Below are 23,400 nucleotides of genomic sequence, written 5' to 3' on the forward strand. Positions count from 1 at the left end.
AAGGCCTTTATTTTACTGTATGTGGAGTCATAGCATTGCTATGTAGAGTTGAAAAGCCTGATAAACAAAGGCTTTCTTTTATTTATGTCTACTCAAAAATACTGCTTTCATTTGTATTTTAATAAAAAATTATGTTATGCTCGATATGGAATAAAAAACACATTTAAAATGGAATAGGAGAATGTCAAGATGAAGATTAATATAAGTACCATTATAGAGGCGATTGAAATGGCAGATGATAATTTTACATTTTTTTTATCTGATAAAAATAATATTTCTTTTAATTTTTTCATTTTACTGCACCACCTTTGTTTGAACTTTCAAATCAATCGCCTCTGTATAATGTTTCCACATTTCAGCATAACGTCCATTTTTCTGTATTAAATCATTATGTTTTCCACTTTCAATTAAGCGACCATTTTCCATAACAATAATTTTATTTGCATTACGAATTGTAGAAAGACGGTGTGCAATCATAATGACAGTTTTGTCTTGCATAAGTTTCTCAAAAGCCTTTTGTATCAAATATTCATTTTCAGGGTCGCTAAATGCAGTTGCTTCATCTAATACAATGATAGGGGCGTCTTTAATAATAGCTCTTGCGATAGCAATTCTCTGTCGTTCTCCACCTGAAAGATGTATACCTTGTGTTCCGACTACTGTATCATATCCGTTTGGTAATTTAGAAATAAAATCATGACACTGTGCCGCTTTAGAAGCTGATATGACTTGCTCTTTTGTTGCGTTTGGATTTCCCATGCGAATATTATCGAAAATACTTTGCTTAAAAAGAAATATATCTTGAAACACAAAGCTAATATGTTTCATTAAGTCATTAGTTCCAACTTCACGAACATCAACATTTCCTATTTTAATGCTTCCAGAGGTTACGTCCCAAAAACGAGAAATCAAATTAGCAATCGTACTTTTTCCACCACCAGATAAGCCGACGATCGCTGTTATTTCCCCTTGCTTTGCTTCAAAAGAAACATTTTTTATTGCCAGTTCATTCTCTTTTCCAGTATAAGAAAAACTAACATTATCGAATGTAACATTGTCATTATCAAAAGTCTTTGATATTTGTGTATCTTTTAAGACTGGAATATTAAATATTTCGTCCATTCTTGCAACATTTCCATTGATTTGCATAAACGATTCTGAAACATACATAATTTTGTTAAGTATACCCGCTACTGCTGGAACAAAGAGCAAATAGAAGATGAAAGTCATCAGAAATTCTTTCTGGTTTACTGCATTAGTACCAATTAAAATACCTACGGGTATAAGCACAAGATAAATATTGTTAATTATCGTTGTAAATGCAGGCATACAATTTTGCCAACCTAATGAAAATTTCAATACCCATTCTGTATATTGAGAGATTGCATGTTTTAACTGTTCAAATGAATTAGCTGTCTGATTAAAAGCCTTAACGACTGGCATACCTCGTACATATTCAACAGACGCATTATTCATATCTTCAAGAGCAATTTGATATTTCCCCATATTTTCTTTCATTGCCCCACTTCCATAACCCATAAACTGAACAATAAAAGCTAAAATAATACCAACAAGAGAAGCAATGCCGAATCTCCAATCAATAGCAAATAATAAAATAACCATAACAATCGGAGCAGTTACGGAAGCCACAAAATCAGGAAATTGATGTGCAATGAAACCCTCAACACTTTCTATATTTTCGTCCATGATTTTTCTTAACCGTCCACTTCCAATCGTCAAATGATAACCTAAAGGTATTTTGGTAATATGTTCTGCAAATTTAACCTTTAATTCATACAATGTTCCAAAAGCCGCAAGATGAGAACAAAATATCGCCAAAAAATACAACAAAATATTTGCGATAATTCCACCCAGAGCCAACCAGCCATACCCTATTACTTCATTGACATCTAAGCTATTCAAATTTGGATAAACTTGAAGAATAGAACGAATGATGAAGTAAACTGCAATATAAGGAATAAATGAAGCAATCGACGCTAAGGAAGAAAGAATAGCGGATATAAAAATCAGTCCTTTCTTATTTGAAGCCAGTTCCATACATCGTGCCAAGCCAGTTTTAGGCTTTACCTGTTTTGGCGTTTTCTTTGCCATAATAAATCCTCCTAACTAAAAAATGATGTAGTTAGCTCTTGCTAACATACATCATTTTACTTTTTATATTTATTTGCTTCTACTCCATAGCTATATATCTATCCAAAAAATAGCCCAAAAGTGTTAATTTTCTGCCTTTCGATAATCTTTAGGTAAAATACCATATACCGATTGAAATGCAATAGAAAATTTACTTGCATTACTATATCCAAGACTTAACGCAATATCATTTATTTTACGCTTTGAATTTCTTAATTCATTAGACGCTATATTCATCTTGTATTTTTTTATGTAAGAATAAGGAGTATCTCCATATACTTGTGCAAAGACTTTATACAGTAACGACAAGTTAATTCCTTTTTCATAAGCTAATTGTTCCAGAGATACTTTTTCTTCTAAATGTTCTGTCATATATTTGCAAACATCTTTTGTTATTTGTATATATTTTTTGTTGAAATATCGAAATTCAGTTTCTTCATTGCCCGACAGTTTGTTGATGAAATATAAAAATTCGATTGCTTTAACACGAAAATAGGTAATACTTTCCTTATCTTTAGCATTATAAAATTCTTCAAAAAGATGTCCTAACTCAAAGTCTGCATGACTTAAATATCCATTTTTATTTAACTTTAATCTTTCACTTATTTTGTCCATATCTAAGCAAAAATCATTTAGAATTTTTTGTGTATCTGCACTAAGGGCGTGTTTATCTATGACTAAGCTAAATGCGTAACATTTTTTTAGGGGAAAGGAAAAAGATATAGGCAAATGTTTAGTCCCCATAATACTGAAATATCCTTCTGACAAATAAAACATCTGATGATTAGAAAATTCACATTCATACCTGGTGATTTAATCCATAGCTTAATTGAAAAAATAATAGTTTATGATAAACACGAATTTGAAATAGTCTTTAAATTCAATATAGACAATTTGGTAGGAGGAACAGACGATGAGTAAGATTGCTCTTTATATTAGATTATCCGTTGAAGATATGATAAAGACTGATGAGAGTGAAAGTATCATAAACCAAAGAGCATATCTAAACGATTATCTCGACAAGAATGAAGAATTTAAAAACTTCACAAGAGAAGAATATGTTGATGATGGATATTCTGGAACAAATGAAAATAGACCAGCCTTTCAAAGAATGCTCGAAGATGTAAAGAAAAATAATATTCAGACGATAATTGTAAAAGACTTGTCCAGATTTATGAGAGATTATATAACACTTGGAGATTATCTTGAAAATATATTTCCATTCCTTGGAGTAAGATTTATTGCCATAAATGATGGCTATGATAGTAACAAAGAAAAAGGAAATGGAACAGATTTAGATATTCAATTCAAGGGATTATTATATGATTTCTACACAAAAGATATTTCTGAAAAGGTAAAATCATCTATGACTACACTTAAAAAACAAGGAAAGTTTTTAGCTTGGAGTCCACCTTTAGGATATATGAAAGATCCTAATGATAGACATAAAATCATAGTTGATGAAGAAACAGCTTGGATAGTAAAGAAGATTTTTAAACTTGCACTTGATGGTATATCTTCAAGAAATATAGCTAAGATATTAAATGAAGAAAAAATTCCAACACCATCAAAAAGAAAGAGCGAATTAACAAATCTTGATTTCGAATATTCAATAATCAGAACTGAGAAAAAACCTAGACCAACTTGGACTAATGGCAATGTAATAGATGTATTAGCAAATGAAAATTATACTGGAACTTATACTTTCAATATGCAAGATAAGTCAGTATTAAATCCGTCTTCTTTTAAATTCAAACCAAAAGAAGAATGGGGAAGAGTTGAGAATAATCATGAAGCTATTATTTCTAGAGAAGACTTTGAAAAAGTTCAGAAGATTAAAGAGAAGAACCTATTTATGAAAGGTAAAAATACCGATTATGAATGGAGAAAGAAATCTCCACTACAAGGTTTTGCAAAATGTCCAACTTGCAATCACATTTTAGGATGTACTCAATCAAAAAGAAAACGACAAGATGGAAGCATAAGAGTTCACACATATTTTACTTGTAGGATATGTAAGTGTAATAATGTAAAACACAAAAATTCAAGAGCAGGAAGCCTTGAAGAGCAGGTATTTGAAGCAATAAAAGAAAAATATGGTATAGAAGATCCAATCAAGGATGAAAAAATAAAAGTTAAACCTTTGGAAAAATCTATCGAAGATCTTGAAGCTAAGAAAATGCAGAATTTTGAGAAGTATAAATTAGGTAAGATGAATAGACAAAAATTCATTGACTCTAAAAATTCGATAGATGAAGAAATACAAGCAATAAAAGAAAAAATACAAAAAGCAAAAGAAGAAAAAGAAGTAATAGACAACACTAAACTTACCAGAGAATTGATGGAGAAATATATAGACTCAGTAATCTGCGAAGGAAACGAAGTGTTGAACATAATATGGAAGTAGCAAAGGGAGTGATCAATCACTCTCTTTTAAATTACATAACAATAACCTCTTTTTTGTCATAAGCTTGACATGAGAGGGCAGCGGCACAACTGCCCACGCCGTGATGCAACTCAACGCCGAAGACGGCGGCAACCGCCGTTATATCTGCGTGCAATTACCCGAAGAAACCGATGAAAACTCTGAAGCGCGCAAAGCCGGTTTCGCCAATATTGCCGAAATAGCCAAAGAACGCATCCGCCGTGCAGGAACGCAACTACAAGGCAGCCTGAAAGACGGGCAAAGCGTGGACACGGGTTTCAAAGTATTCAAACTAACCGAAAGCCATTTCAAACAATGGCGCAGACCGCTTTCAGGTAGCCTGAACGAGCAGCAGCAATTGGCTTTGCTGGAAGAATTTCAAAATATCGTCCATGAACACGCCAGCGTTGAAAATATGGCTTATGAATTGATGTTGCGCTTGGGTTTTGAATTAACGGACAGCATTGAATTTGTTGATCATGTGGTTTGGCTGAACAATGCCGCGCAAACGCGCAAAACCGCGTTGTTGCTGGATACCGTCAATCAAGCGGTGTTGGACGAAGTGCGTGCCCAATCGCCCAAAAAAGTGTTTGTGCTGGACAAAGCATTTGCAGGCGATGACGCGCTGAAAACCAATGCCGCCTTGCAGTTTAAAGATGCCAATATTGACTTTGAAACGCTGTAACGGTGGTGCAAAATGGAATTGAAATTTGAACAATTAGATTATCAGCACGAAGCCGTTAACGCAGTCGTGCATTTGTTTCAGGGCGAACCCAATCAGGAGCAAACCTTTGCTTTGCAATCGGATTTTTCGCCCGTTGTGGGCAATCGGCGCGTTTTGCCGTTAGACGAAATCGGCAAAAATTTAAACGAAGTGCAACACAATTTCAGCCTGCCTGAAACGCAAATCGGCGAACACGGCTTGAATTTTTCCGTAGAAATGGAAACGGGAACGGGCAAAACTTATGTGTATTTGCGGACAATTTTTGAATTGAACCGCCAATATGGTTGGCGGAAATTTGTGATTGTCGTGCCGAGTGTGCCGATTCGTGAAGGCGTGTTGCAAAGCATTCGCGCGATGACGGCACATTTTCAGACGGCCTTTGACGGCGTGCATTTCACCCATTCGGTGTACAGCAGCGACCGTTTGAACCGTTTGCGCAGCTTTGCCACCGGCACGCATATTGATGTTTTGATTATGAATATTGACGCATTCAATAAAAAAGACAATGTGATTAATACTCCTAATGAAAGTGGAGAAGCCCCCATTTTGCAAATCAGCCAAACCCGGCCGATTGTGATTGTGGACGAACCGCAAAATATGGAAACCGATTTGGCAAAACAAGCGATTGATTCGTTAAACCCTTTGTTTGTGCTGCGTTATTCCGCCACGCATAAAAATCCGTATCACAAAATTTACAGCTTAAATCCCGTGCAGGCCTATAACAAAAAATTGGTGAAGCAGATTGAAGTGGAACCTGTGTTGGCAAAAAATGATGTCAATGGTGCGTATGTGGTATTGAAAGAATTTGTGGCGGGCAAGAAGAAATTAACCGCCAAAGTGGAACTTCATGTTCAGGATAAAAAAGAAACCAAGAAAAAAACGGTTAGCGTTAAGAAGGACGATGATTTGTTTGATAAATCAGGCGGTAATGAAAGTTATCGGCACGGTTTTATTGTCAATAGTTTAGATGCGGAATCGGGCGAAATGGCATTATCAAACGGCCAAATCATCACGTTGGGCGAAGACGATGATTTAATCCGCGATGAAATCATGAAAAAGCAGATGGAATGCACGATTCAAGAACATTTGAAAAAAGAGAAGCGTTTAAATCCGAAAGGAATTAAGGTTTTATCGTTGTTTTTTATTGATAAAGTGGCGAATTATCGTGAAAACGGCAAATTTGCGCGTTGGTTTGCGGAAATTTACGAGCGCGAAACAGGCGAAAGCGCGGACGGTGTGCATGACGGCTATTTTTCGCAAGACAAAGGCAAGGACAAAGACACCAACGGCAGCAGCAAAGCCGATGAAGCTACTTATGATTTGATTATGAAAGATAAGGAAAAATTGTTGTCGTTTGACAGCAAATTGCGCTTTATTTTTTCGCATTCCGCTTTAAAAGAAGGTTGGGACAATCCGAATGTGTTTCAAATCTGTACGCTCAACGAAACGCGTTCGCCGATTAAAAAACGGCAGGAAATCGGGCGCGGTTTGCGTTTGGCGGTCAATCAACAAGGCGAGCGCGTGCGCGATGACGGCGTGAATATTTTGACCGTGATTCCGAATGAAAGCTATGAAAGTTTCGCCGCCAATCTGCAAAAAGAGTATGAAGATGAATGCGGTATCCAATTTGGTAACGGTGGCGCGAAAAAGGCAAGCGACAGAACCCGGCAGACGTATCGCAAAGGTTTTACGCTAGACCCTGAATTTTTGGCAATTTGGCAGAAATTGTGTTGCAAAACTTATTATAAAGTGATGTTTGAACGCGAAGATTTGATTCAGGCAGCCTTCGAATCGGTTCGCAAAATGCCCCCCATTCAAAAAACGCAATTAGTTGTGCAAAAAGCCAAAATCAATCAAACGCAAACAGACGGCATTTGGGGCGAAGAGATTGATTCGCAAAATCATGCGCTGGAAAATGATTGGGAAATGCCCGATGTGTTGCACGAAATCCAACGCAAAACGCAACTCACGCGCCAAACGATTTTTGAGATTATCCAAAAATCCGAGCGGATTGATGAATTAGCCAATAATCCGCAGCGTTTTATTGATTTGGTCAGTGAGAAAATTTTGCTGGCATTGCATAGTTTGATGATTGACGGCATTCAGTATTTCAGGCAGCCTGAAAAAGATGAAACGGCATACACGCAAAGTTTGGCACGTTGGTGCGATTTGGAAGAAAATGGCGCGGAATTTTTTAAAAATGAGCATACTTTCGCCATTGGAAATGCCGATAAAACGATTTTTTCGGATTATATTTCGCTGGATTCCGGCACAGAAAACACGTTTGCCCGACAGTGTGAAAGCCATGAAGATGTGCGTTTGTATTTCAAATTGCCCGGTTGGTTTAAAATCCCTACGCCGATTGGCCATCACAATCCCGATTGGGCGATTGTGATGAATCATCACGACAAAGTTTACTTTGTTGCCGAAACCAAAAACACAGGCAAAGGCATTCAAGATGGTGTGGATTTGGATAAATTGTATTTGAAAGAACAGCAAAAAATTGCGTGCGCGAAAAAGCATTTTGCCGTGTTTGACGGGGTAAACTATCGTGTGGTGGAAAAGCTAAGTGAATTGTGATTGCGAAATGCCATCTGAAAAAACGAAATCGGAATGTTTCAGACGGCATTTTTATTTAAAAACCGTTAAATCAGTTCAGCCAATCGCTTCACAATCGCTTCGGCAGCCTGCTGTTTGCTGCTTTCGGGGAACGTGGTTTCTTGTCCGTCATCAATAATCGTAATCTGATTGGTGGCTTTGCCCATCGCTTGCGATACTTGGTTGGCAACAATCATCGGAATGTTTTTACGTAGGCGTTTGGTGCGGGCATATTCCAATACGTTTTCACTTTCGGCGGCGAAACCGACACAAAATGGCGGATGAGGTAGCGCAGCCACCGAAGCAAGAATATCGGGATTTTCGGTAAGCTCGATAATCGGTGCTTGGCCGCTGCCGTCTTTTTTCAATTTTTGCTCACTGCTGTTTTTGACTTTATAGTCGGCCACAGCGGCAACGGAAATAAAGGCATCCTGTTGCTGAATCTGTTGATGAACGGCTCGATACATGGCTTCTGCGCTGACTGCCTGCTGGATATGGTGCAAACCGGCAGGCAATGCCGTCTGAATTTGACCGTAGATTAAGGTGACTTCTGCACCGGCTGCGCGGCAAGCACGTGCCAATGCTATGCCCATTTGCCCGCTGGAAATATTGGTAATTCCGCGAACGGGATCGATGGCTTCAAAAGTTGCACCCGCAGTCATCAGGATTTTTTTGCCGGCAAGGGCTTTGGATGACCATAAATCGGGGATTAAATCAGCCAGCTCTACTGCTTCCGGCATGCGTCCGACACCGGTTTCGCCGCAAGCCTGTTCGCCGCTATTGGGTTGGAAGACGGTAATGCCGTCTGAAATCAGTTGGCGGATATTGCGCTGATTGGCAGGGTTAAACCACATTTCCACATTCATCGCCGGCGCGACGGCCAAAGGGCATTTGCGCGCCGCAGCCAAATTAGTTAGTAAATTATCGGCAATCCCGTTGGCGATTTTGGCTAAAGTGTTGGCCGTAGCAGGTGCAATTAAAAATACATCCGCTTCACGCGTTAAATTAATATGCGCCATGCCGTTGCCGCCCGATTCCCCGTTATGGGTATCGGTCAACACAGGATTGCCACTTAAAGCCTGAAAAGTAAGTGGGGAAATAAATTCTGCCGCCGCACGGCTCATGGCCACAGTCACGTTATGACCCTGTTTTTTCAAAAGACGCACCAGCTCGCAAGATTTATAAGCCGCAATGCCGCCGCTGATACCCAGTAGAATATGTTTGCTCATATCAATGAAGTTTGTATCTATTATTAAAAAGAGAAAGAATGTTGCCACTATATCATGAAGTATAGAATAAGGCCGTCTGAAAAGCTTCATTTCAGACGGCTTTTGTATATAGGCTGATAAGTTTTTAGCGGTTGAGTCAGTTTTCTTGTAATTTTGTAAGAATTAAATTTTATTGTAAAACAGCGATTTGTTGGATTTTGTAGAAATTTGTTGTTTGTTGGAGTTGACGGGTTTTGGAGGGAGGGGTATAGTTCGGTTCTTCGCTGCTGACGCAGTGGCGAAACGAACTTATAATTATAGCACGGTTGATTTGATTTTTCGATGAATTTTGAAAAAAGAGTTGACAAGCAGTTTGAGTGATGTATAATTCGGTTCTTGCTCTTTAACAAACAGATTACCGATAAGTGTGAGTGCGACAAGCCTCACACTGCGACAAAAACAGACAAGATGTAGATTTATCTATACTTTGTCAGTTTCTTTGAAGCAGACCAGAAGTTAAATAAGTTAGAGATTAAACATAAGAGTTTGATCCTGGCTCAGATTGAACGCTGGCGGCATGCTTTACACATGCAAGTCGGACGGCAGCACAGAGAAGCTTGCTTCTTGGGTGGCGAGTGGCGAACGGGTGAGTAATATATCGGAACGTACCGAGTAGTGGGGGATAACTAATCGAAAGATTAGCTAATACCGCATATTCTCTGAGGAGGAAAGCTGGGGACCTTCGGGCCTAGCGCTATTTGAGCGGCCGATATCTGATTAGCTAGTTGGTGGGGTAAAGGCCTACCAAGGCGACGATCAGTAGCGGGTCTGAGAGGATGATCCGCCACACTGGGACTGAGACACGGCCCAGACTCCTACGGGAGGCAGCAGTGGGGAATTTTGGACAATGGGCGCAAGCCTGATCCAGCCATGCCGCGTGTATGAAGAAGGCCTTCGGGTTGTAAAGTACTTTTGTCAGGGAAGAAAAGCATAGTGCTAATATCACTGTGTGATGACGGTACCTGAAGAATAAGCACCGGCTAACTACGTGCCAGCAGCCGCGGTAATACGTAGGGTGCGAGCGTTAATCGGAATTACTGGGCGTAAAGCGAGCGCAGACGGTTAGTTAAGCAAGATGTGAAATCCCCGGGCTCAACCTGGGAACTGCGTTTTGAACTGGCTAGCTAGAGTGTGTCAGAGGGGGGTAGAATTCCACGTGTAGCAGTGAAATGCGTAGAGATGTGGAGGAATACCGATGGCGAAGGCAGCCCCCTGGGATAACACTGACGTTCATGCTCGAAAGCGTGGGTAGCAAACAGGATTAGATACCCTGGTAGTCCACGCCCTAAACGATGTCAATTAGCTGTTGGGCAACTTGATTGCTTAGTAGCGTAGCTAACGCGTGAAATTGACCGCCTGGGGAGTACGGTCGCAAGATTAAAACTCAAAGGAATTGACGGGGACCCGCACAAGCGGTGGATGATGTGGATTAATTCGATGCAACGCGAAGAACCTTACCTGGTCTTGACATGTACGGAATCCTCCAGAGACGGAGGAGTGCCTTCGGGAACCGTAACACAGGTGCTGCATGGCTGTCGTCAGCTCGTGTCGTGAGATGTTGGGTTAAGTCCCGCAACGAGCGCAACCCTTGTCATTAGTTGCCATCATTCAGTTGGGCACTCTAATGAGACTGCCGGTGACAAGCCGGAGGAAGGTGGGGATGACGTCAAGTCCTCATGGCCCTTATGACCAGGGCTTCACACGTCATACAATGGTCGGTACAGAGGGTAGCCAAGCCGCGAGGTGGAGCCAATCTCACAAAACCGATCGTAGTCCGGATTGCACTCTGCAACTCGAGTGCATGAAGTCGGAATCGCTAGTAATCGCAGGTCAGCATACTGCGGTGAATACGTTCCCGGGTCTTGTACACACCGCCCGTCACACCATGGGAGTGGGGGATACCAGAAGTAGATAGGGTAACCGTAAGGAGCCCGTTTACCACGGTATGCTTCATGACTGGGGTGAAGTCGTAACAAGGTAGCCGTAGGGGAACCTGCGGCTGGATCACCTCCTTTCTAGAGAAAAGAAGAGGCTTCTCGCATTCACACTTATCGGTAAACTGTAGAAGATGCAAAAGATATTGAGAGATTGAAAAAGAACGGTTTAAAAGCTGAACTTAAACGATTTCAAAATAACGACCTTGGGTTTGTAGCTCAGCTGGTTAGAGCACACGCTTGATAAGCGTGGGGTCGGAGGTTCAAGTCCTCCCAGACCCACCACAACTCATACTGGGGGCATAGCTCAGTTGGTAGAGCACCTGCTTTGCAAGCAGGGGGTCATCGGTTCGATCCCGTTTGCCTCCACCACACACTTCCCAAATCAAAGTCAGTTGGCAGAAGTTAAATAAAAAAGCGCTTAGCGCTGATTTTTTGTTTAACGACTGAAAAAGCTTGACTGCAAAAAGAAGGCTGATATAATGGCCAGCTCATTTTGATTTGCGAAGTCAATAGCAATATTGAAAAGCATCGATCTTTAACAAATTGGAAAGCCGAAATCAACAAACAAAGACAATGTTGATTTACTTTGACAATTAGCTATTTGCAAATGGCTGATTGTTGTGAAGAAGTAAATCACAGTATTTGGGTGATGATTGTATCGACTTAACCCTGAAACACAAAAGGCAGGGTTAAGACACAACAAAGCAGTAAGCTTTATCAAAGTAAAAACATCTAGTTCCACTACTTGTCAACGGTAGTGCGGATTAAGTCAAAGAGGTTCTTGAAATGATAGAGTCAAGTGAATAAGTGCATCAGGTGGATGCCTTGGCGATGATAGGCGACGAAGGACGTGTAAGCCTGCGAAAAGCGTGGGGGAGCTGGCAATAAAGCTTTGATCCCGCGATGTCCGAATGGGGAAACCCACTGCATACTGTGCAGTATCCTAAGCTGAATACATAGGCTTAGAGAAGCGAACCCGGAGAACTGAACCATCTAAGTACCCGGAGGAAAAGAAATCAACCGAGATTCCGCAAGTAGTGGCGAGCGAACGCGGAGGAGCCTGTACGTGATAATTGTTGAGATAGAAGAACAAGCTGGGAAGCTTGACCATAGTGGGTGATAGTCCCGTATTCGAAATCTGATCAATGGTACTAAGCGTACGACAAGTAGGGCGGGACACGTGAAATCCTGTCTGAATATGGGGGGACCATCCTCCAAGGCTAAATACTCATCATCGACCGATAGTGAACCAGTACCGTGAGGGAAAGGCGAAAAGAACCCCGGGAGGGGAGTGAAATAGAACCTGAAACCTGATGCATACAAACAGTGGGAGCGGACATGTTCCGTGACTGCGTACCTTTTGTATAATGGGTCAACGACTTACGTTCAGTAGCGAGCTTAACCGAATAGGGGAGGCGTAGGGAAACCGAGTCTTAATAGGGCGAATAGTTGCTGGGCGTAGACCCGAAACCGAGTGATCTATCCATGGCCAGGATGAAGGTGCGGTAACACGCACTGGAGGTCCGAACCCACGCATGTTGCAAAATGCGGGGATGAGCTGTGGATAGGGGTGAAAGGCTAAACAAACTCGGAGATAGCTGGTTCTCCCCGAAAACTATTTAGGTAGTGCCTCGAGTATGAGACTGATGGGGGTAAAGCACTGTTATGGCTAGGGGGTTATTGCAACTTACCAACCCATGGCAAACTAAGAATACCATCAAGTTGCTCCTCGGGAGACAGACAGCGGGTGCTAACGTCCGTTGTCAAGAGGGAAACAACCCAGACCGCCAGCTAAGGTCCCAAATGATAGATTAAGTGGTAAACGAAGTGGGAAGGCCCAGACAGCCAGGATGTTGGCTTAGAAGCAGCCATCATTTAAAGAAAGCGTAATAGCTCACTGGTCGAGTCGTCCTGCGCGGAAGATGTAACGGGGCTCAAATCTATAACCGAAGCTGCGGATACGTGTTTACACGTATGGTAGGGGAGCGTTCTGTAGGCCGAAGAAGGTGCATTGAGAAGTGTGCTGGAGGTATCAGAAGTGCGAATGTTGACATGAGTAGCGATAAAGCGGGTGAAAAGCCCGCTCGCCGAAAGCCCAAGGTTTCCTACGCAACGTTCATCGGCGTAGGGTGAGTCGGCCCCTAAGGCGAGGCAGAAATGCGTAGTCGATGGGAAACAGGTTAATATTCCTGTACTTTGATTCAATGCGATGTGGGGACGGAGAAGGTTAGGTTAGCAAACTGTTGGAATAGTTTGTTTAAGCCGGTAGGTGGAAGACTTAGGCAAATCCGGGTCTTCTTAACACCGAGAAGTGATGACGAGGCACCAAGGTGCTGAAGTAACCGATACCACGCTTCCAGGAAAAGCCACTAAGCTTCAGTTGAATCAGAACCGTACCGCAAACCGACACAGGTGGGCAGGATGAGAATTCTAAGGCGCTTGAGAGAACTCAGGAGAAGGAACTCGGCAAATTGATACCGTAACTTCGGGAGAAGGTATGCCCTTCGATGTGAAAGACTTGCTCTGTAAGCATTGGAGGGTCGCAGAGAATAGGTGGCTGCGACTGTTTATTAAAAACACAGCACTCTGCTAACACGAAAGTGGACGTATAGGGTGTGACGCCTGCCCGGTGCTGGAAGGTTAATTGAAGATGTGCAAGCATCGGATCGAAGCCCCAGTAAACGGCGGCCGTAACTATAACGGTCCTAAGGTAGCGAAATTCCTTGTCGGGTAAGTTCCGACCCGCACGAATGGCGTAACGATGGCCACACTGTCTCCTCCTGAGACTCAGCGAAGTTGAAGTGGTTGTGAAGATGCAATCTACCCGCTGCTAGACGGAAAGACCCCGTGAACCTTTACTGTAGCTTTGCATTGGACTTTGAAGTCACTTGTGTAGGATAGGTGGGAGGCTTAGAAGCAGAGACGCTAGTTTCTGTGGAGCCGTCCTTGAAATACCACCCTGGTGACTTTGAGGTTCTAACCCAGACCCGTAATCCGGGTCGGGGACCGTGCATGGTAGGCAGTTTGACTGGGGCGGTCTCCTCCCAAAGAGTAACGGAGGAGTTCGAAGGTTACCTAGGTCCGGTCGGAAATCGGACTGATAGTGCAATGGCAAAAGGTAGCTTAACTGCGAGACCGACAAGTCGAGCAGGTGCGAAAGCAGGACATAGTGATCCGGTGGTTCTGTATGGAAGGGCCATCGCTCAACGGATAAAAGGTACTCCGGGGATAACAGGCTGATTCCGCCCAAGAGTTCATATCGACGGCGGAGTTTGGCACCTCGATGTCGGCTCATCACATCCTGGGGCTGTAGTCGGTCCCAAGGGTATGGCTGTTCGCCATTTAAAGTGGTACGTGAGCTGGGTTTAAAACGTCGTGAGACAGTTTGGTCCCTATCTGCAGTGGGCGTTGGAAGTTTGACGGGGGCTGCTCCTAGTACGAGAGGACCGGAGTGGACGAACCTCTGGTGTACCGGTTGTCACGCCAGTGGCATAGCCGGGTAGCTAAGTTCGGAAGAGATAAGCGCTGAAAGCATCTAAGCGCGAAACTCGCCTGAAGATGAGACTTCCCTGAGGATTTAATCCTCCTAAAGAGTCGTTCGAGACCAGGACGTTGATAGGTCGGGTGTGGAAGCGCAGTAATGTGTGAAGCTAACCGATACTAATTGCTCGTGAGGCTTGACTCTATCATTTGAAGAACTTCAAAGATAAAAGCTTACTGATGATTCAGTCATCACCAACAGTTGATTAAAGAATAAATAAGTGCAGGAGACTGCATAACGGCTTACCGATTTGTACAGTTTAAGTTTGGCGGCCATAGCGAGTTGGTCCCACGCCTTCCCATCCCGAACAGGACCGTGAAACGACTCAGCGCCGATGATAGTGTGGTTCTTCCATGTGAAAGTAGGTCACTGCCAAACACCCATTCCGAAGCCTCTGATGAATGTCAGAGGCTTCTTTACGTTTGATACAACTGTAACTAAGTAAAAGCGTGGTCATGATGAAACAGTCATGAAATAATCAGTAGATAATATTTGCATTATTAATATTGAGTAAATATAATCTACGATACTATCAACACATTCAGGAGAAAACGCATGAATCCGATGAAGAAAATCATCTTCTACGCACTGACCACTTTAGTTGCTTCTGTCTCTGCTGCCGCAGTGAATGTCAACACCGCCTCCGAAAGCGAACTGACGGCACTGCCGGGTGTAGGCCCTGCCAAAGCCAAAGCGATTGTAGAGTATCGCAAACAGCATGGTAGCTTTAAGACCTTGGACGAACTGAAAAACGTCAAAGGCATTGGTGAAGGAATCTTCTCGAAATTAAAGAATGAAGCCACTGTCGCTGCGCCGGCTAAGAAAGCTGCTCAGCCTGCTGTTAAGAAGTAGCAGCAGGCTGGCTTATGAGAAAGAAGGACGCCGTCTGAAATACTTATTGGGTTCAGACGGCTTTTTGATGAATTAATAGAAAAATTTTTAGAATCTAGGGCGTGTCCCTAATTTGAATAAGCCCAAAAGAGCCCTATTTTAACCCTATATTCCAACGAAATATAGGCAAACACAAACAATGGCGAGAACTGCAATAACTGACAACATATGGGAACAATTACAAACAACCATGAAAGCGCACGGCTGTCATCAATGGAAGAACGACCGTACCGTGATGGAAGCCATACTATGGAAGCTAAGAACAGGTGCACCATGGCGAGACATACCTATTGAGCTAGGGTCATGGAAAACCGCTTATAACCGCTTTAACCGATGGTCTAAAAAAGGCTTGTGGCAGAATTTTTTTTTGATCTACGAAAAGAAATTGACAAAGAATGGGTATTCATCGACGGAAGTTATGTACGGTGTCATCAACATGCAAGTGGAGCTCGGCGTGGTTTCGATAGAGCAATTGGACAAAGCCGTGGCGGAAACACGACAAAAATACACCTATGTGTGGACTCGCATGGAAATCCGCTCGATTTTAAAGTCACTGGGGGTAACGTGCACGACAGTCAAGTTGCAAACGACTTGATAGAAGTCATACAAGAAGCCCAGTATTTTATCGCTGACAAAGGGTATGACTCGCAAGAAATCAGAGATAAAGCGATAGAACACGGTATGAAAGCTATTATACCAAAGCGTAAAAATGCCAAGAAACCTAACCCTGATTTTGATAGCTACCTTTATAAATTACGCCACTTAGTCGAGAATGCATTTGCACGATTAAAGCAGTTTCGTAGTATTGCTACTCGCTATGAGAAATTAGCTCGTAATTTTAAATCGATGCTTTACTTGGCTTGCTCTATTATTCATGCTAAGTTAAATTGAGGACACGCCCTAGTCAAGTTTAAAATACATTAAACACAAATCAAAAAAATCAGCCTGAAATATTTCAGGCTGATTTCTTATATCAATACAATACATTATTTCCAATAACGCCACCAAGGCATATCGCCATTGCGCCATTCATGGGTTAAGAACGGACTTTCTGGAAAGTTCTGTTGCAAAATACGGCGGGTATCTTGAGCCAATTGCGGTTTTTCCAGTTTTTTATAAGCCAGTTCCATCATGGCTAATGATTCTTCGACGTAACGTGTGTTTTGATACTGCTGAACGATTTTTTGCGCGCGGTTAATGGCTGCAAGGTATGCGCCTCGCTTCATGTAGTATCGGGCAACAGCAATTTCGTTACCGCCCAATGCATCAACCAATTTAGTCATGCGTGCTGTGGCATCCGGTGCATATTTACTGTTCGGGTAGCGTTCTACCAATTGGGCAAAAGCATGATAGGCATCGCGGTTGGCTTTAGGGTCACGGTCGGACCAGTCTTGCGAGGCTAATTTATTTAAGAAAGACTGATCTTCATTAAACAATACCAAGCCTTTTAAATATAAGGCATAATCCATGTTCGGATGTTGCGGGTGATGGCGCTGGAAGCGGTCGATAGCGGCCAAGGCTTTTTCCGGTTCGTCGTCTTTATAGTATGCGTAGGCCGTATCCAATTGCGATTGCTGCGCGTAGCGGCCATTAGGGAAACGTGATTCCAGCAGTTCATATAACTTGATGGCTCGCGTATAATTGTTGCTGTTCAATTCATCCTGTGCTTCAGCATAAAGCTGTTCCACACTCCAATCCTGAGTAATTTGAGCGTCTTTATCGATGGTGCCTTTATTGGCACATGCGCTGAGCGCCAAACTTAAAGAAACTAATAAAAGAATTTTTTTCATGCAGAATACTTCCTTTGATAATGAAGCTGATTATAGCGATGATTTAGACTTTGCGGCAGTCCCTGAAGCAGAAAGTTGTGTTAAATTGACCGTTCCTGTCGAGATGGCCGGATTGCGTTTGGATGCGGCACTGGCCAAACTCATGCCCGATTATTCGCGCAGCCGCCTGACCACTTGGATTAAAGACGGCGATGTCATGGTAAACGACAAACCTGCCCAGCCGAAAGCAAAAATGATTGGCGGAGAGTTTATCACAGTTACCGTGCGTCCGAGCGAAGAAAATCTGGCGTTTACGCCTGAAACGATGGATTTGGATATTGTTTACGAAGACGATACCGTGATTGTTATCAACAAACCTGCCGGGCTGGTGGTGCATCCCGCTGCGGGTAACTGGACAGGCACGTTATTAAACGGCTTACTCGCACATTGCCCGGAACTAAGCCAAGTACCGCGTGCGGGGATTGTGCATCGTTTGGACAAAGAAACCAGCGGTTTGATGGTGGTGGCGAAAAATTTACCGGCGCAAACTTCTTTGGTGCAGCAGCTTCAAGCGCGTACGGTGAAACGCATTTACCGTGCCGTAGCCAACGGTGTGGTGCCGTTTGACGGTAAAATCGACACTTTAATCGGCCGCGATCCGCATAATCGCTTGAAAATGGCGGTGGTGAAATATGGCGGTAAACCTGCTGTGACTCATGTGAAAGTGCTGGAACGCTATTTGTCGCACAGCTATATCGAATGCGCTTTGGAAACCGGCCGCACCCATCAAATCCGCGTGCACATGCGCGAAGCCAATCACCCGTTGGCGGCGGATCCGGTTTACGGCAACCCACGCCATCCGTGCAGCGAAGGCGTGAAAGAAGCGGTGAAGGCTTTGGGCGCGCGCCAAGCCTTGCATGCTTACCGTTTGAGCTTTGTTCATCCGAAAACCAATGAAACGGTGTCGTTTGAAGCGCCGTTGCCGGATGATATTTACCATCTGCTTTCAGTATTGCGTTTGGAAGCCGGTTTGGATTCATCGTTGAGCCATGAAGAAGAATGGCAAGACAAGCTCGATAGTGATGATGACGATGATTGGAACGAAGACGATTACGATGTTGAAGTCGTTTATGTACGAGAATAATGTTTCAGGCGGCCTATTAATGAAATAGGCCGTCTGAAAAAAGGAACTGCATGAAAACCTTAAGCGAAACCTTGGGCATTAAAGCGCAAAGCAAAACTTTCCTGACTGCTGATTGGCCTGCGCCTGCCAATGTGAAAACCTTAATCACCACGCGCAACGGTGGGGTGAGTGAAGCGCCGTTTCACAGCCTGAATATCGGCGCGCATGTCGGCGATAACCCCGAGCATGTGGCGCGCAACCGCGAAATCGTGCAAAACCAAATCGGTTTGCCCGTTGCCTACCTCAATCAAATCCACAGCGATATTGTGGTGAACGCCACTGATGCGCTGGCAACGCTTATCGATGCCGATGCCAGCGTCGATACCACCGGCAAAGCCGCTTGTGCCAGCATGACCGCCGATTGCCTGCCGGTTTTGTTTTGCGATAAAGCAGGGACGGTTGTGGCTGCGGCACATGCCGGTTGGCGTGGTTTGGCGGGTGGTGTGCTTCAAAATACCGTGTGCGCCATGCAGGTAGCACCTTTAGAAATCATGGCCTACTTGGGGCCGGCGATTGGGCCGGAAGCTTTTGAAGTGGGGCAGGACGTGTTTGATGCGTTTACCGCACAAATGCCCGCTGCCGAAAGCGCATTTGAATCCATCGGCGGTGGCAAATATCTGGCCGATATGTATGCTTTGGCGCGAATGGTGCTGCAGCGCGAGGGCGTAAGTATGATTTACGGCGGCGAACATTGCACCGTATTGGAGCGTGACAGCTTTTTCTCCTACCGCCGCGACGGGCAGACCGGCCGTATGGTGAGCGTGATTTGGCTGGATAATGAAGTATAATGCTTCTATAAGTTGAAAGTATTGCGAGGCCGTCTGAAAAGTTTATTGCTTTTCAGACGGCCTCGATTCAATTAGTTTGACCGAAGTTGCTTTTATCTCATCAGGCCGTCTGAAACCCAAAGATTTCAGACGGCCTGATAATCCGCTATAATCCAGCTATTCTCGTCTTGAAAACGAAAGCCTAACATGAAAAAAATCATCCTGACCGCCGCTGTATTACTGCTGGCTTCCTGCGGTTTCCATTTGAAAGGCACGGCCGGCACCTCGCAGCCGCTGCCCTATCAAAACTGGTATGTTAACGGCGGCGCATTGCAACAGGCTTTGGAAAATTCTCTGCGCCGTTCAGACGGCCGTCCGGTCGGTATGGATCAGGCACAAATGACGGTGAATGTGACCCACATTGAAACACGCCGCGATATTTACACCATCACCCGTGCAGCCGATATCAACGAATACCTGCTGATGCTGCGCGTGGATGCACAAGCGACCCGCAACGGCGAGCCGGTGGGCGAACCGATGAGCGTGATGGTACACCGCACCATGGATTACGCCGACAGCGAAGTGTTGGGTAAAGCCGAAGAAGAACAAAACATCTGGTCGGAAATGCGCACCGATGCTGCCGACCAAATCGTGCGCCGCCTGACCTTTTTGAAAGCGACGCAGTAAATGGCGGCGATGAATATCGAGCAGCTCAGTGCCGATATGCCGCTCAAGCCCCTGTATGTTATTCACGGCGAAGAAGATTTATTGCGGATTGAAGCACTTGATACCTTGCGTGCAGCCGCACGGCAGCAGGGCTATCTCAACCGCGAAGTGCATACCGCCGAAACTAATTTTGATTGGAATGAGTGGCTGCAATCGGCGGGCAGCATGGGTTTGTTTGCCGATTTGAAACTGCTCGAATTGCACATTCCCAACGGCAAACCGGGCAAAAACGGCGGTGAAGCGCTGCAGCATTTTGCCCAACAGTTACCCGAAGATACCGTCACCGTCATCATGTTGCCCAAGCTGGAAAAAGCGCAAACGCAAGCCAAATGGTTTGGCGCGCTGGCAGCAAACGGTGTGATGCTGGAAGCCAAAGCGGTGGGTGCGGCAGTCTTACCAGCATGGATTCGAGGCCGTCTGAAGAAATGGGGCTTGGAAATTGAAAACGATGCGTTGGCTTTGTTTGCCGAACGCGTTGAGGGCAATCTACTGGCTGCCAAGCAGGAAATCGACAAGCTGGCCTTGCTGCACCCCAAAGGCCATCTGCTGAACATGGCCGATGCCGAAGCGGCAGTGGCCAATGTGGCGCGATTTGATGTGTTCCAACTGGCCGGCGCGTGGATGAAGGGCGATGCGCAACGGGTGGCGCGTTTGCTTGACGGGTTGGAAGCCGATGGCGAAGAACCGGTGTTGCTGCTGTGGGCGGTGGCCGAAGACATCCGCACGCTGATTCGACTGACCGCTGCGTTAAAACAAGGGCAGAATATCCAATCGCTGCGCAACAGCCTGCGCCTGTGGGGCGAAAAACAAACGCTGGCACCGATGGCCGCCAACCGTATTCCCATCAGCCGACTATTAGACGCGCTGCAAACCTGTGCCAAAATCGACCGCATGATTAAAGGGGCAGAAGAAGGCGATGCGTGGACGGAATTCAAACAATTAGTGATGGGTTTGGCGGTGTAAAACGATTCGCCCGTTTCAATGAAAAAGCCGCCAATCTTTCCCCTGAAGCAAGAAAATACTGTAAAATAGCGTTAAATCATTCCAAGGCCGTCTGAAAAGCTCAACGGAATTTTTTCAGACGGCCTCAAACTGTTTTAAGGAAACACAATCCATGGATACAAAAGCAAAAATCCGCTTAGCCGGCCTGATGATTCTGGCCACCGCCGTTTTGAGCCTGCTGTTGGTGTTGATCGTCGATTCATGGCCGCTGGCCATTTTGATTGCCGTCATCATTATGGCTGCCGCTGCCGGTGGTTTCGTGTGGACTTCGCGCCGCCAGCAACGCCAATTTATTGAGCGCCTGAAAAAATTCGACATCGACCCTGAAAAAGGCCGCATCAACGAAGCCAACTTGCGCCGCATGTATCACCGTGGCGGCCAAGCGCAAAAAGATGCGATTACTTTGATTTGTTTGTCGCAAAAATGTTCGGTTGACGAAGCGCATGCCATGTTTAAAAAACGCCCGACCCGTCAGGAAATGAACCAAATGGCGGCGCAACAAGCCAAAGGCCAAAAACGCCCGCACCGTTGATTTTAAACCGACAGGCCGTCTGAAATAGGTCGAAGCGAAATTATTTCCTGATTTCGCTTTGGTCTTACAGACGGCCTGAGACCTTTGCAAAACTTCATGAACCATCATTAACACCAAAACAGCCGTCATTCCCGCGCAGACGGGAATCTATCTTGGTATTTAAGAAACTATTTCTATTCAATAGGTTTCCGTTTCCATAAATGGATTCCTGCTTGCGTGGGAATGACGTCGATTTTTTGTGCAGTGGCTTTTGAAGAAGTTTTGCAAAGATCTCGCCCTTTGTATTCCACTATGCCCATGACCCGATTCCCCACTGTTTCCCTCAAACGCCGTCTTGCCGCCTTGATGTATGAAATGCTGCTGGTCGGCGCCGTGACCGCCATTGCCGCGATTTTGTCGGGCATACTGGCAATTTTTCTCAATCCGATTTCTACCTATTTATCCAGCTTTGTTACCTGTGTGTTGGTGATTGGTTTTTGGTGGTATTACTTCCGCATGAATTGGCTGCAAAAAGGCCAAACGCTGGCAATGCAAACTTGGAAAATTGGCTTGGCCAATCAGCAAAACGTGCAACCGCCGCTGCACCAACTGCGTCAACGCTTCATCTGGGCTTGCGTGTTTGTGGTTTTTATCCCCATGCTGGCCTATGCCGGATTACGCCATTTTTTGAATATTCCGCCGATGCTTGCATTCGGTGCAGCCTTGTTTTGGCTGATTCTGCCGTGGGGCTTTGCGTTGCTGAATCCTGACCGTCAGTTTTTATATGATTTCTTGGCGGGCACGCGCTTGGTGGATTTGAAGCAGGATAAGAAGAAATAACAGGCAATATTGGCTTTCCCATACAAAAGGCCGTCTGAAACATGATGTTTCAGACGGCCTTTTTGCAATTTAAAAAGCTCACAAACTGAGACTTTTGCAAAACTCAATTTGAACAAAGAAAACTATGCCCGTCATTCCCGCGTAGGCGGGAATCCAGACTGATAGTTTTCAGGAATATTGAATTATTTCAGTAATTTTACATTCTGGATTCCCGCCTACGCGGGAATGACGGTTTAAAGATTTCTGAAAATTGACGAGTTTTGCAAAGGTATCAAACTGCTTTTCAGACGGCCTTAAAATTGATTCTTCAATTCACGTAAGGCGGCAAACACTTCCAATTCGGTATCCAATTTTTTGCCGCTCAAGCTTTCTACGCGTTCCCAAACCTGTGGCAAGCCGACGCGTAAAAACGGATTGACTTTGCGCTCGTGCAACAGTGTTACCGGCAAGGTCGGGGCACTGGCGGATTCGGCTTCGCGCAAGGCCGTCTGAATGTCGGCGTTGTCCGGCTCGATGTGGGCGGCAAAGCGTAAGTTGGAGGCCGTGTATTCGTGTGCAGGGTAAAACAAGGTGTTTTCCGGCAATTGGTTGAAACGCAGGAAGCTGTCGAACAATTCTTCAATCGTGCCAGTGAACACGCGGCCGCAACCTGCGCTGAATAAGGTATCGCCGCAGAAAACATGCAGGCCGTCTGAAGTTTCAAACAGATAGCTTAAATGATGGCTGGTGTGGCCGGGCGTGGCCCAAACAGTGGTCAAGCCGTCGCCAAACGGAATCTGCAAACCGGCTTCGGCGCGGTGGGTGGCTTCGGGAATGTCACTGTTGCCGTAAACCGGTGATTCTAAAAATGTGCGCCATAAGGCCGCTGCGCCGCCGCGGTGGTCGTCATGGTGGTGGGTAATCCATGTTTGCGCGAGCATCAGGCGGTTGTTGACCAGAAATTTCAAGACAGGCGTGGCATCGCCCGGATCGATACAGACGGCCAGATTGCCTTCTTGAATCATCCAAATATAGTTGTCGTTGAATGCTTTGACTGGGGTGATTTTCATGTTATTCCTTTTTTTATA

General features: G+C 44.5%; 16 protein-coding genes, 2 tRNA genes and 3 rRNA genes. 16 read left to right on the forward strand and 5 right to left on the reverse strand.

The window, feature by feature from the left end; genetic code table 11:
* Nucleotides 1-294 precede the first annotated feature (294 nt).
* Both GJV52_RS09525 and GJV52_RS09530 read right to left on the reverse strand, forming a co-directional pair.
* Complete coding sequence (locus GJV52_RS09525) at nt 295-2,112, reverse strand: ABC transporter ATP-binding protein (protein ID WP_001085751.1); 1,818 nt, start codon at nt 2,110-2,112, stop codon at nt 295-297.
* 123 nt (nt 2,113-2,235) lie between these two features.
* Entirely contained in the window at nt 2,236-2,895 is a 660-nt protein-coding gene (locus tag GJV52_RS09530) for a helix-turn-helix domain-containing protein (RefSeq protein ID WP_198511423.1), read from the reverse strand.
* Between the two features lie 169 nt (nt 2,896-3,064).
* Between GJV52_RS09530 and GJV52_RS09540 the strand changes: the two genes are divergently transcribed.
* The 3 genes from GJV52_RS09540 (at nt 3,065) to GJV52_RS09550 (ending at nt 7,880) form a co-directional block, all read left to right on the forward strand.
* On the forward strand, nt 3,065-4,558 hold the full coding sequence (locus GJV52_RS09540; protein WP_100564473.1) for a recombinase family protein: 1,494 nt from the start codon (nt 3,065-3,067) through the stop codon (nt 4,556-4,558).
* A gap of 100 nt (nt 4,559-4,658) precedes the next feature.
* A complete protein-coding gene (locus GJV52_RS09545) occupies nt 4,659-5,261 on the forward strand; it encodes a hypothetical protein (RefSeq protein ID WP_157798132.1) in 603 nt (200 codons plus the stop codon).
* 12 nt (nt 5,262-5,273) lie between these two features.
* On the forward strand, nt 5,274-7,880 hold the full coding sequence (locus tag GJV52_RS09550; protein ID WP_100564477.1) for a restriction endonuclease: 2,607 nt from the start codon (nt 5,274-5,276) through the stop codon (nt 7,878-7,880).
* Between the two features lie 65 nt (nt 7,881-7,945).
* Here the strand turns inward: GJV52_RS09550 and coaBC are convergent, their stop codons facing one another.
* Entirely contained in the window at nt 7,946-9,127 is a 1,182-nt protein-coding gene (gene coaBC, locus GJV52_RS09555) for a bifunctional phosphopantothenoylcysteine decarboxylase/phosphopantothenate--cysteine ligase CoaBC (RefSeq protein WP_095502109.1), read from the reverse strand.
* Nucleotides 9,128-9,640: 513 nt separating this feature from the next.
* On the opposite strand from coaBC, the gene GJV52_RS09560 reads away from it, so the two are divergent.
* The 7 genes from GJV52_RS09560 to GJV52_RS09590 all read left to right on the forward strand — a co-directional run bounded on the left by GJV52_RS09560 (nt 9,641) and on the right by GJV52_RS09590 (nt 16,426).
* Nucleotides 9,641-11,181: ribosomal RNA gene (locus GJV52_RS09560) — 16S ribosomal RNA — on the forward strand.
* Between the two features lie 127 nt (nt 11,182-11,308).
* Nucleotides 11,309-11,385: transfer RNA gene (locus GJV52_RS09565), tRNA-Ile, on the forward strand.
* Nucleotides 11,386-11,396: 11 nt separating this feature from the next.
* Nucleotides 11,397-11,472, forward strand: a tRNA-Ala gene (locus tag GJV52_RS09570).
* Nucleotides 11,473-11,896: 424 nt separating this feature from the next.
* Nucleotides 11,897-14,788 (forward strand): 23S ribosomal RNA (locus tag GJV52_RS09575).
* Between the two features lie 120 nt (nt 14,789-14,908).
* A 5S ribosomal RNA gene (gene rrf / locus GJV52_RS09580) occupies nt 14,909-15,022 on the forward strand.
* The 16S, 23S and 5S rRNA genes sit together here with 2 tRNA genes alongside, the layout of an rRNA operon.
* Nucleotides 15,023-15,208: 186 nt before the next feature.
* Nucleotides 15,209-15,496 (forward strand): ComEA family DNA-binding protein, encoded by a 288-nt coding sequence (locus GJV52_RS09585; protein WP_095503827.1) that lies wholly within the window; start codon nt 15,209-15,211, stop codon nt 15,494-15,496.
* Nucleotides 15,497-15,674: 178 nt separating this feature from the next.
* A protein-coding gene (locus GJV52_RS09590; RefSeq protein WP_096121706.1) for an IS5-like element IS1301 family transposase occupies nt 15,675-16,426 on the forward strand; the annotation gives its coding sequence in 2 pieces (ribosomal slippage) (nt 15,675-15,894 and nt 15,894-16,426; 753 coding nt in all).
* Between the two features lie 95 nt (nt 16,427-16,521).
* On the opposite strand, the gene GJV52_RS09595 is transcribed toward GJV52_RS09590, so the two are convergent.
* Nucleotides 16,522-17,325 carry an outer membrane protein assembly factor BamD gene (locus GJV52_RS09595; RefSeq protein WP_095501980.1) on the reverse strand — a complete coding sequence of 268 codons (804 nt, stop codon included), beginning with the start codon at nt 17,323-17,325 and terminating at the stop codon, nt 16,522-16,524.
* Here GJV52_RS09595 and rluD point away from each other — a divergent pair.
* The 6 genes from rluD to GJV52_RS09625 all read left to right on the forward strand — a co-directional run bounded on the left by rluD (nt 17,324) and on the right by GJV52_RS09625 (nt 22,333).
* Complete coding sequence (rluD, locus tag GJV52_RS09600; protein WP_095501981.1) at nt 17,324-18,448, forward strand: 23S rRNA pseudouridine(1911/1915/1917) synthase RluD; 1,125 nt, start codon at nt 17,324-17,326, stop codon at nt 18,446-18,448. The two genes, GJV52_RS09595 and rluD, sit on opposite strands and share 2 nt — an antisense overlap.
* A 50-nt stretch (nt 18,449-18,498) precedes the next feature.
* A complete protein-coding gene (gene pgeF / locus GJV52_RS09605) occupies nt 18,499-19,275 on the forward strand; it encodes a peptidoglycan editing factor PgeF (protein WP_100564086.1) in 777 nt (258 codons plus the stop codon).
* A 186-nt stretch (nt 19,276-19,461) separates the two neighbouring features.
* Nucleotides 19,462-19,941, forward strand: coding sequence for an LPS-assembly lipoprotein LptE (locus tag GJV52_RS09610; RefSeq protein ID WP_095501983.1), 480 nt, complete (start codon nt 19,462-19,464; stop codon nt 19,939-19,941).
* Nucleotides 19,942-20,943, forward strand: coding sequence for a DNA polymerase III subunit delta (gene holA / locus GJV52_RS09615; RefSeq protein WP_100564083.1), 1,002 nt, complete (start codon nt 19,942-19,944; stop codon nt 20,941-20,943).
* Between the two features lie 151 nt (nt 20,944-21,094).
* On the forward strand, nt 21,095-21,514 hold the full coding sequence (locus GJV52_RS09620; protein WP_095501985.1) for a hypothetical protein: 420 nt from the start codon (nt 21,095-21,097) through the stop codon (nt 21,512-21,514).
* Between the two features lie 297 nt (nt 21,515-21,811).
* Nucleotides 21,812-22,333, forward strand: a complete 522-nt coding sequence (locus tag GJV52_RS09625) for an RDD family protein (protein WP_100564081.1) — start codon at nt 21,812-21,814, stop codon at nt 22,331-22,333.
* Nucleotides 22,334-22,626: 293 nt separating this feature from the next.
* On the opposite strand, the gene gloB is transcribed toward GJV52_RS09625, so the two are convergent.
* Nucleotides 22,627-23,382: a hydroxyacylglutathione hydrolase gene (gene gloB / locus GJV52_RS09630; protein WP_100564079.1), complete on the reverse strand. Its 756-nt coding sequence runs from the start codon at nt 23,380-23,382 to the stop codon at nt 22,627-22,629.
* Nucleotides 23,383-23,400: the final 18 nt, after the last annotated feature.

Origin of the sequence: Neisseria brasiliensis, assembly GCF_009671065.1 — a bacterium.
GTDB classification, from domain to species: domain Bacteria; phylum Pseudomonadota; class Gammaproteobacteria; order Burkholderiales; family Neisseriaceae; genus Neisseria; species Neisseria brasiliensis.

Bases quoted from the DNA above. Each gene is read 5' to 3' on its own strand.
- GJV52_RS09525 (WP_001085751.1), bottom strand. From the start codon at position 2,112: ATGGCAAAGAAAACGCCAAAACAGGTAAAGCCTAAAACTGGCTTGGCA.
- GJV52_RS09530 (WP_198511423.1), bottom strand. From the start codon at position 2,895: ATGGGGACTAAACATTTGCCTATATCTTTTTCCTTTCCCCTAAAAAAA.
- GJV52_RS09540 (WP_100564473.1), top strand. From the start codon at position 3,065: ATGAGTAAGATTGCTCTTTATATTAGATTATCCGTTGAAGATATGATA.
- GJV52_RS09550 (WP_100564477.1), top strand. From the start codon at position 5,274: ATGGAATTGAAATTTGAACAATTAGATTATCAGCACGAAGCCGTTAAC.
- coaBC (WP_095502109.1), bottom strand. From the start codon at position 9,127: ATGAGCAAACATATTCTACTGGGTATCAGCGGCGGCATTGCGGCTTAT.
- GJV52_RS09585 (WP_095503827.1), top strand. From the start codon at position 15,209: ATGAAGAAAATCATCTTCTACGCACTGACCACTTTAGTTGCTTCTGTC.
- rluD (WP_095501981.1), top strand. From the start codon at position 17,324: ATGCAGAATACTTCCTTTGATAATGAAGCTGATTATAGCGATGATTTA.
- GJV52_RS09595 (WP_095501980.1), bottom strand. From the start codon at position 17,325: ATGAAAAAAATTCTTTTATTAGTTTCTTTAAGTTTGGCGCTCAGCGCA.
- pgeF (WP_100564086.1), top strand. From the start codon at position 18,499: ATGAAAACCTTAAGCGAAACCTTGGGCATTAAAGCGCAAAGCAAAACT.
- GJV52_RS09610 (WP_095501983.1), top strand. From the start codon at position 19,462: ATGAAAAAAATCATCCTGACCGCCGCTGTATTACTGCTGGCTTCCTGC.
- holA (WP_100564083.1), top strand. From the start codon at position 19,942: ATGGCGGCGATGAATATCGAGCAGCTCAGTGCCGATATGCCGCTCAAG.
- GJV52_RS09620 (WP_095501985.1), top strand. From the start codon at position 21,095: ATGGATACAAAAGCAAAAATCCGCTTAGCCGGCCTGATGATTCTGGCC.
- GJV52_RS09625 (WP_100564081.1), top strand. From the start codon at position 21,812: ATGACCCGATTCCCCACTGTTTCCCTCAAACGCCGTCTTGCCGCCTTG.
- gloB (WP_100564079.1), bottom strand. From the start codon at position 23,382: ATGAAAATCACCCCAGTCAAAGCATTCAACGACAACTATATTTGGATG.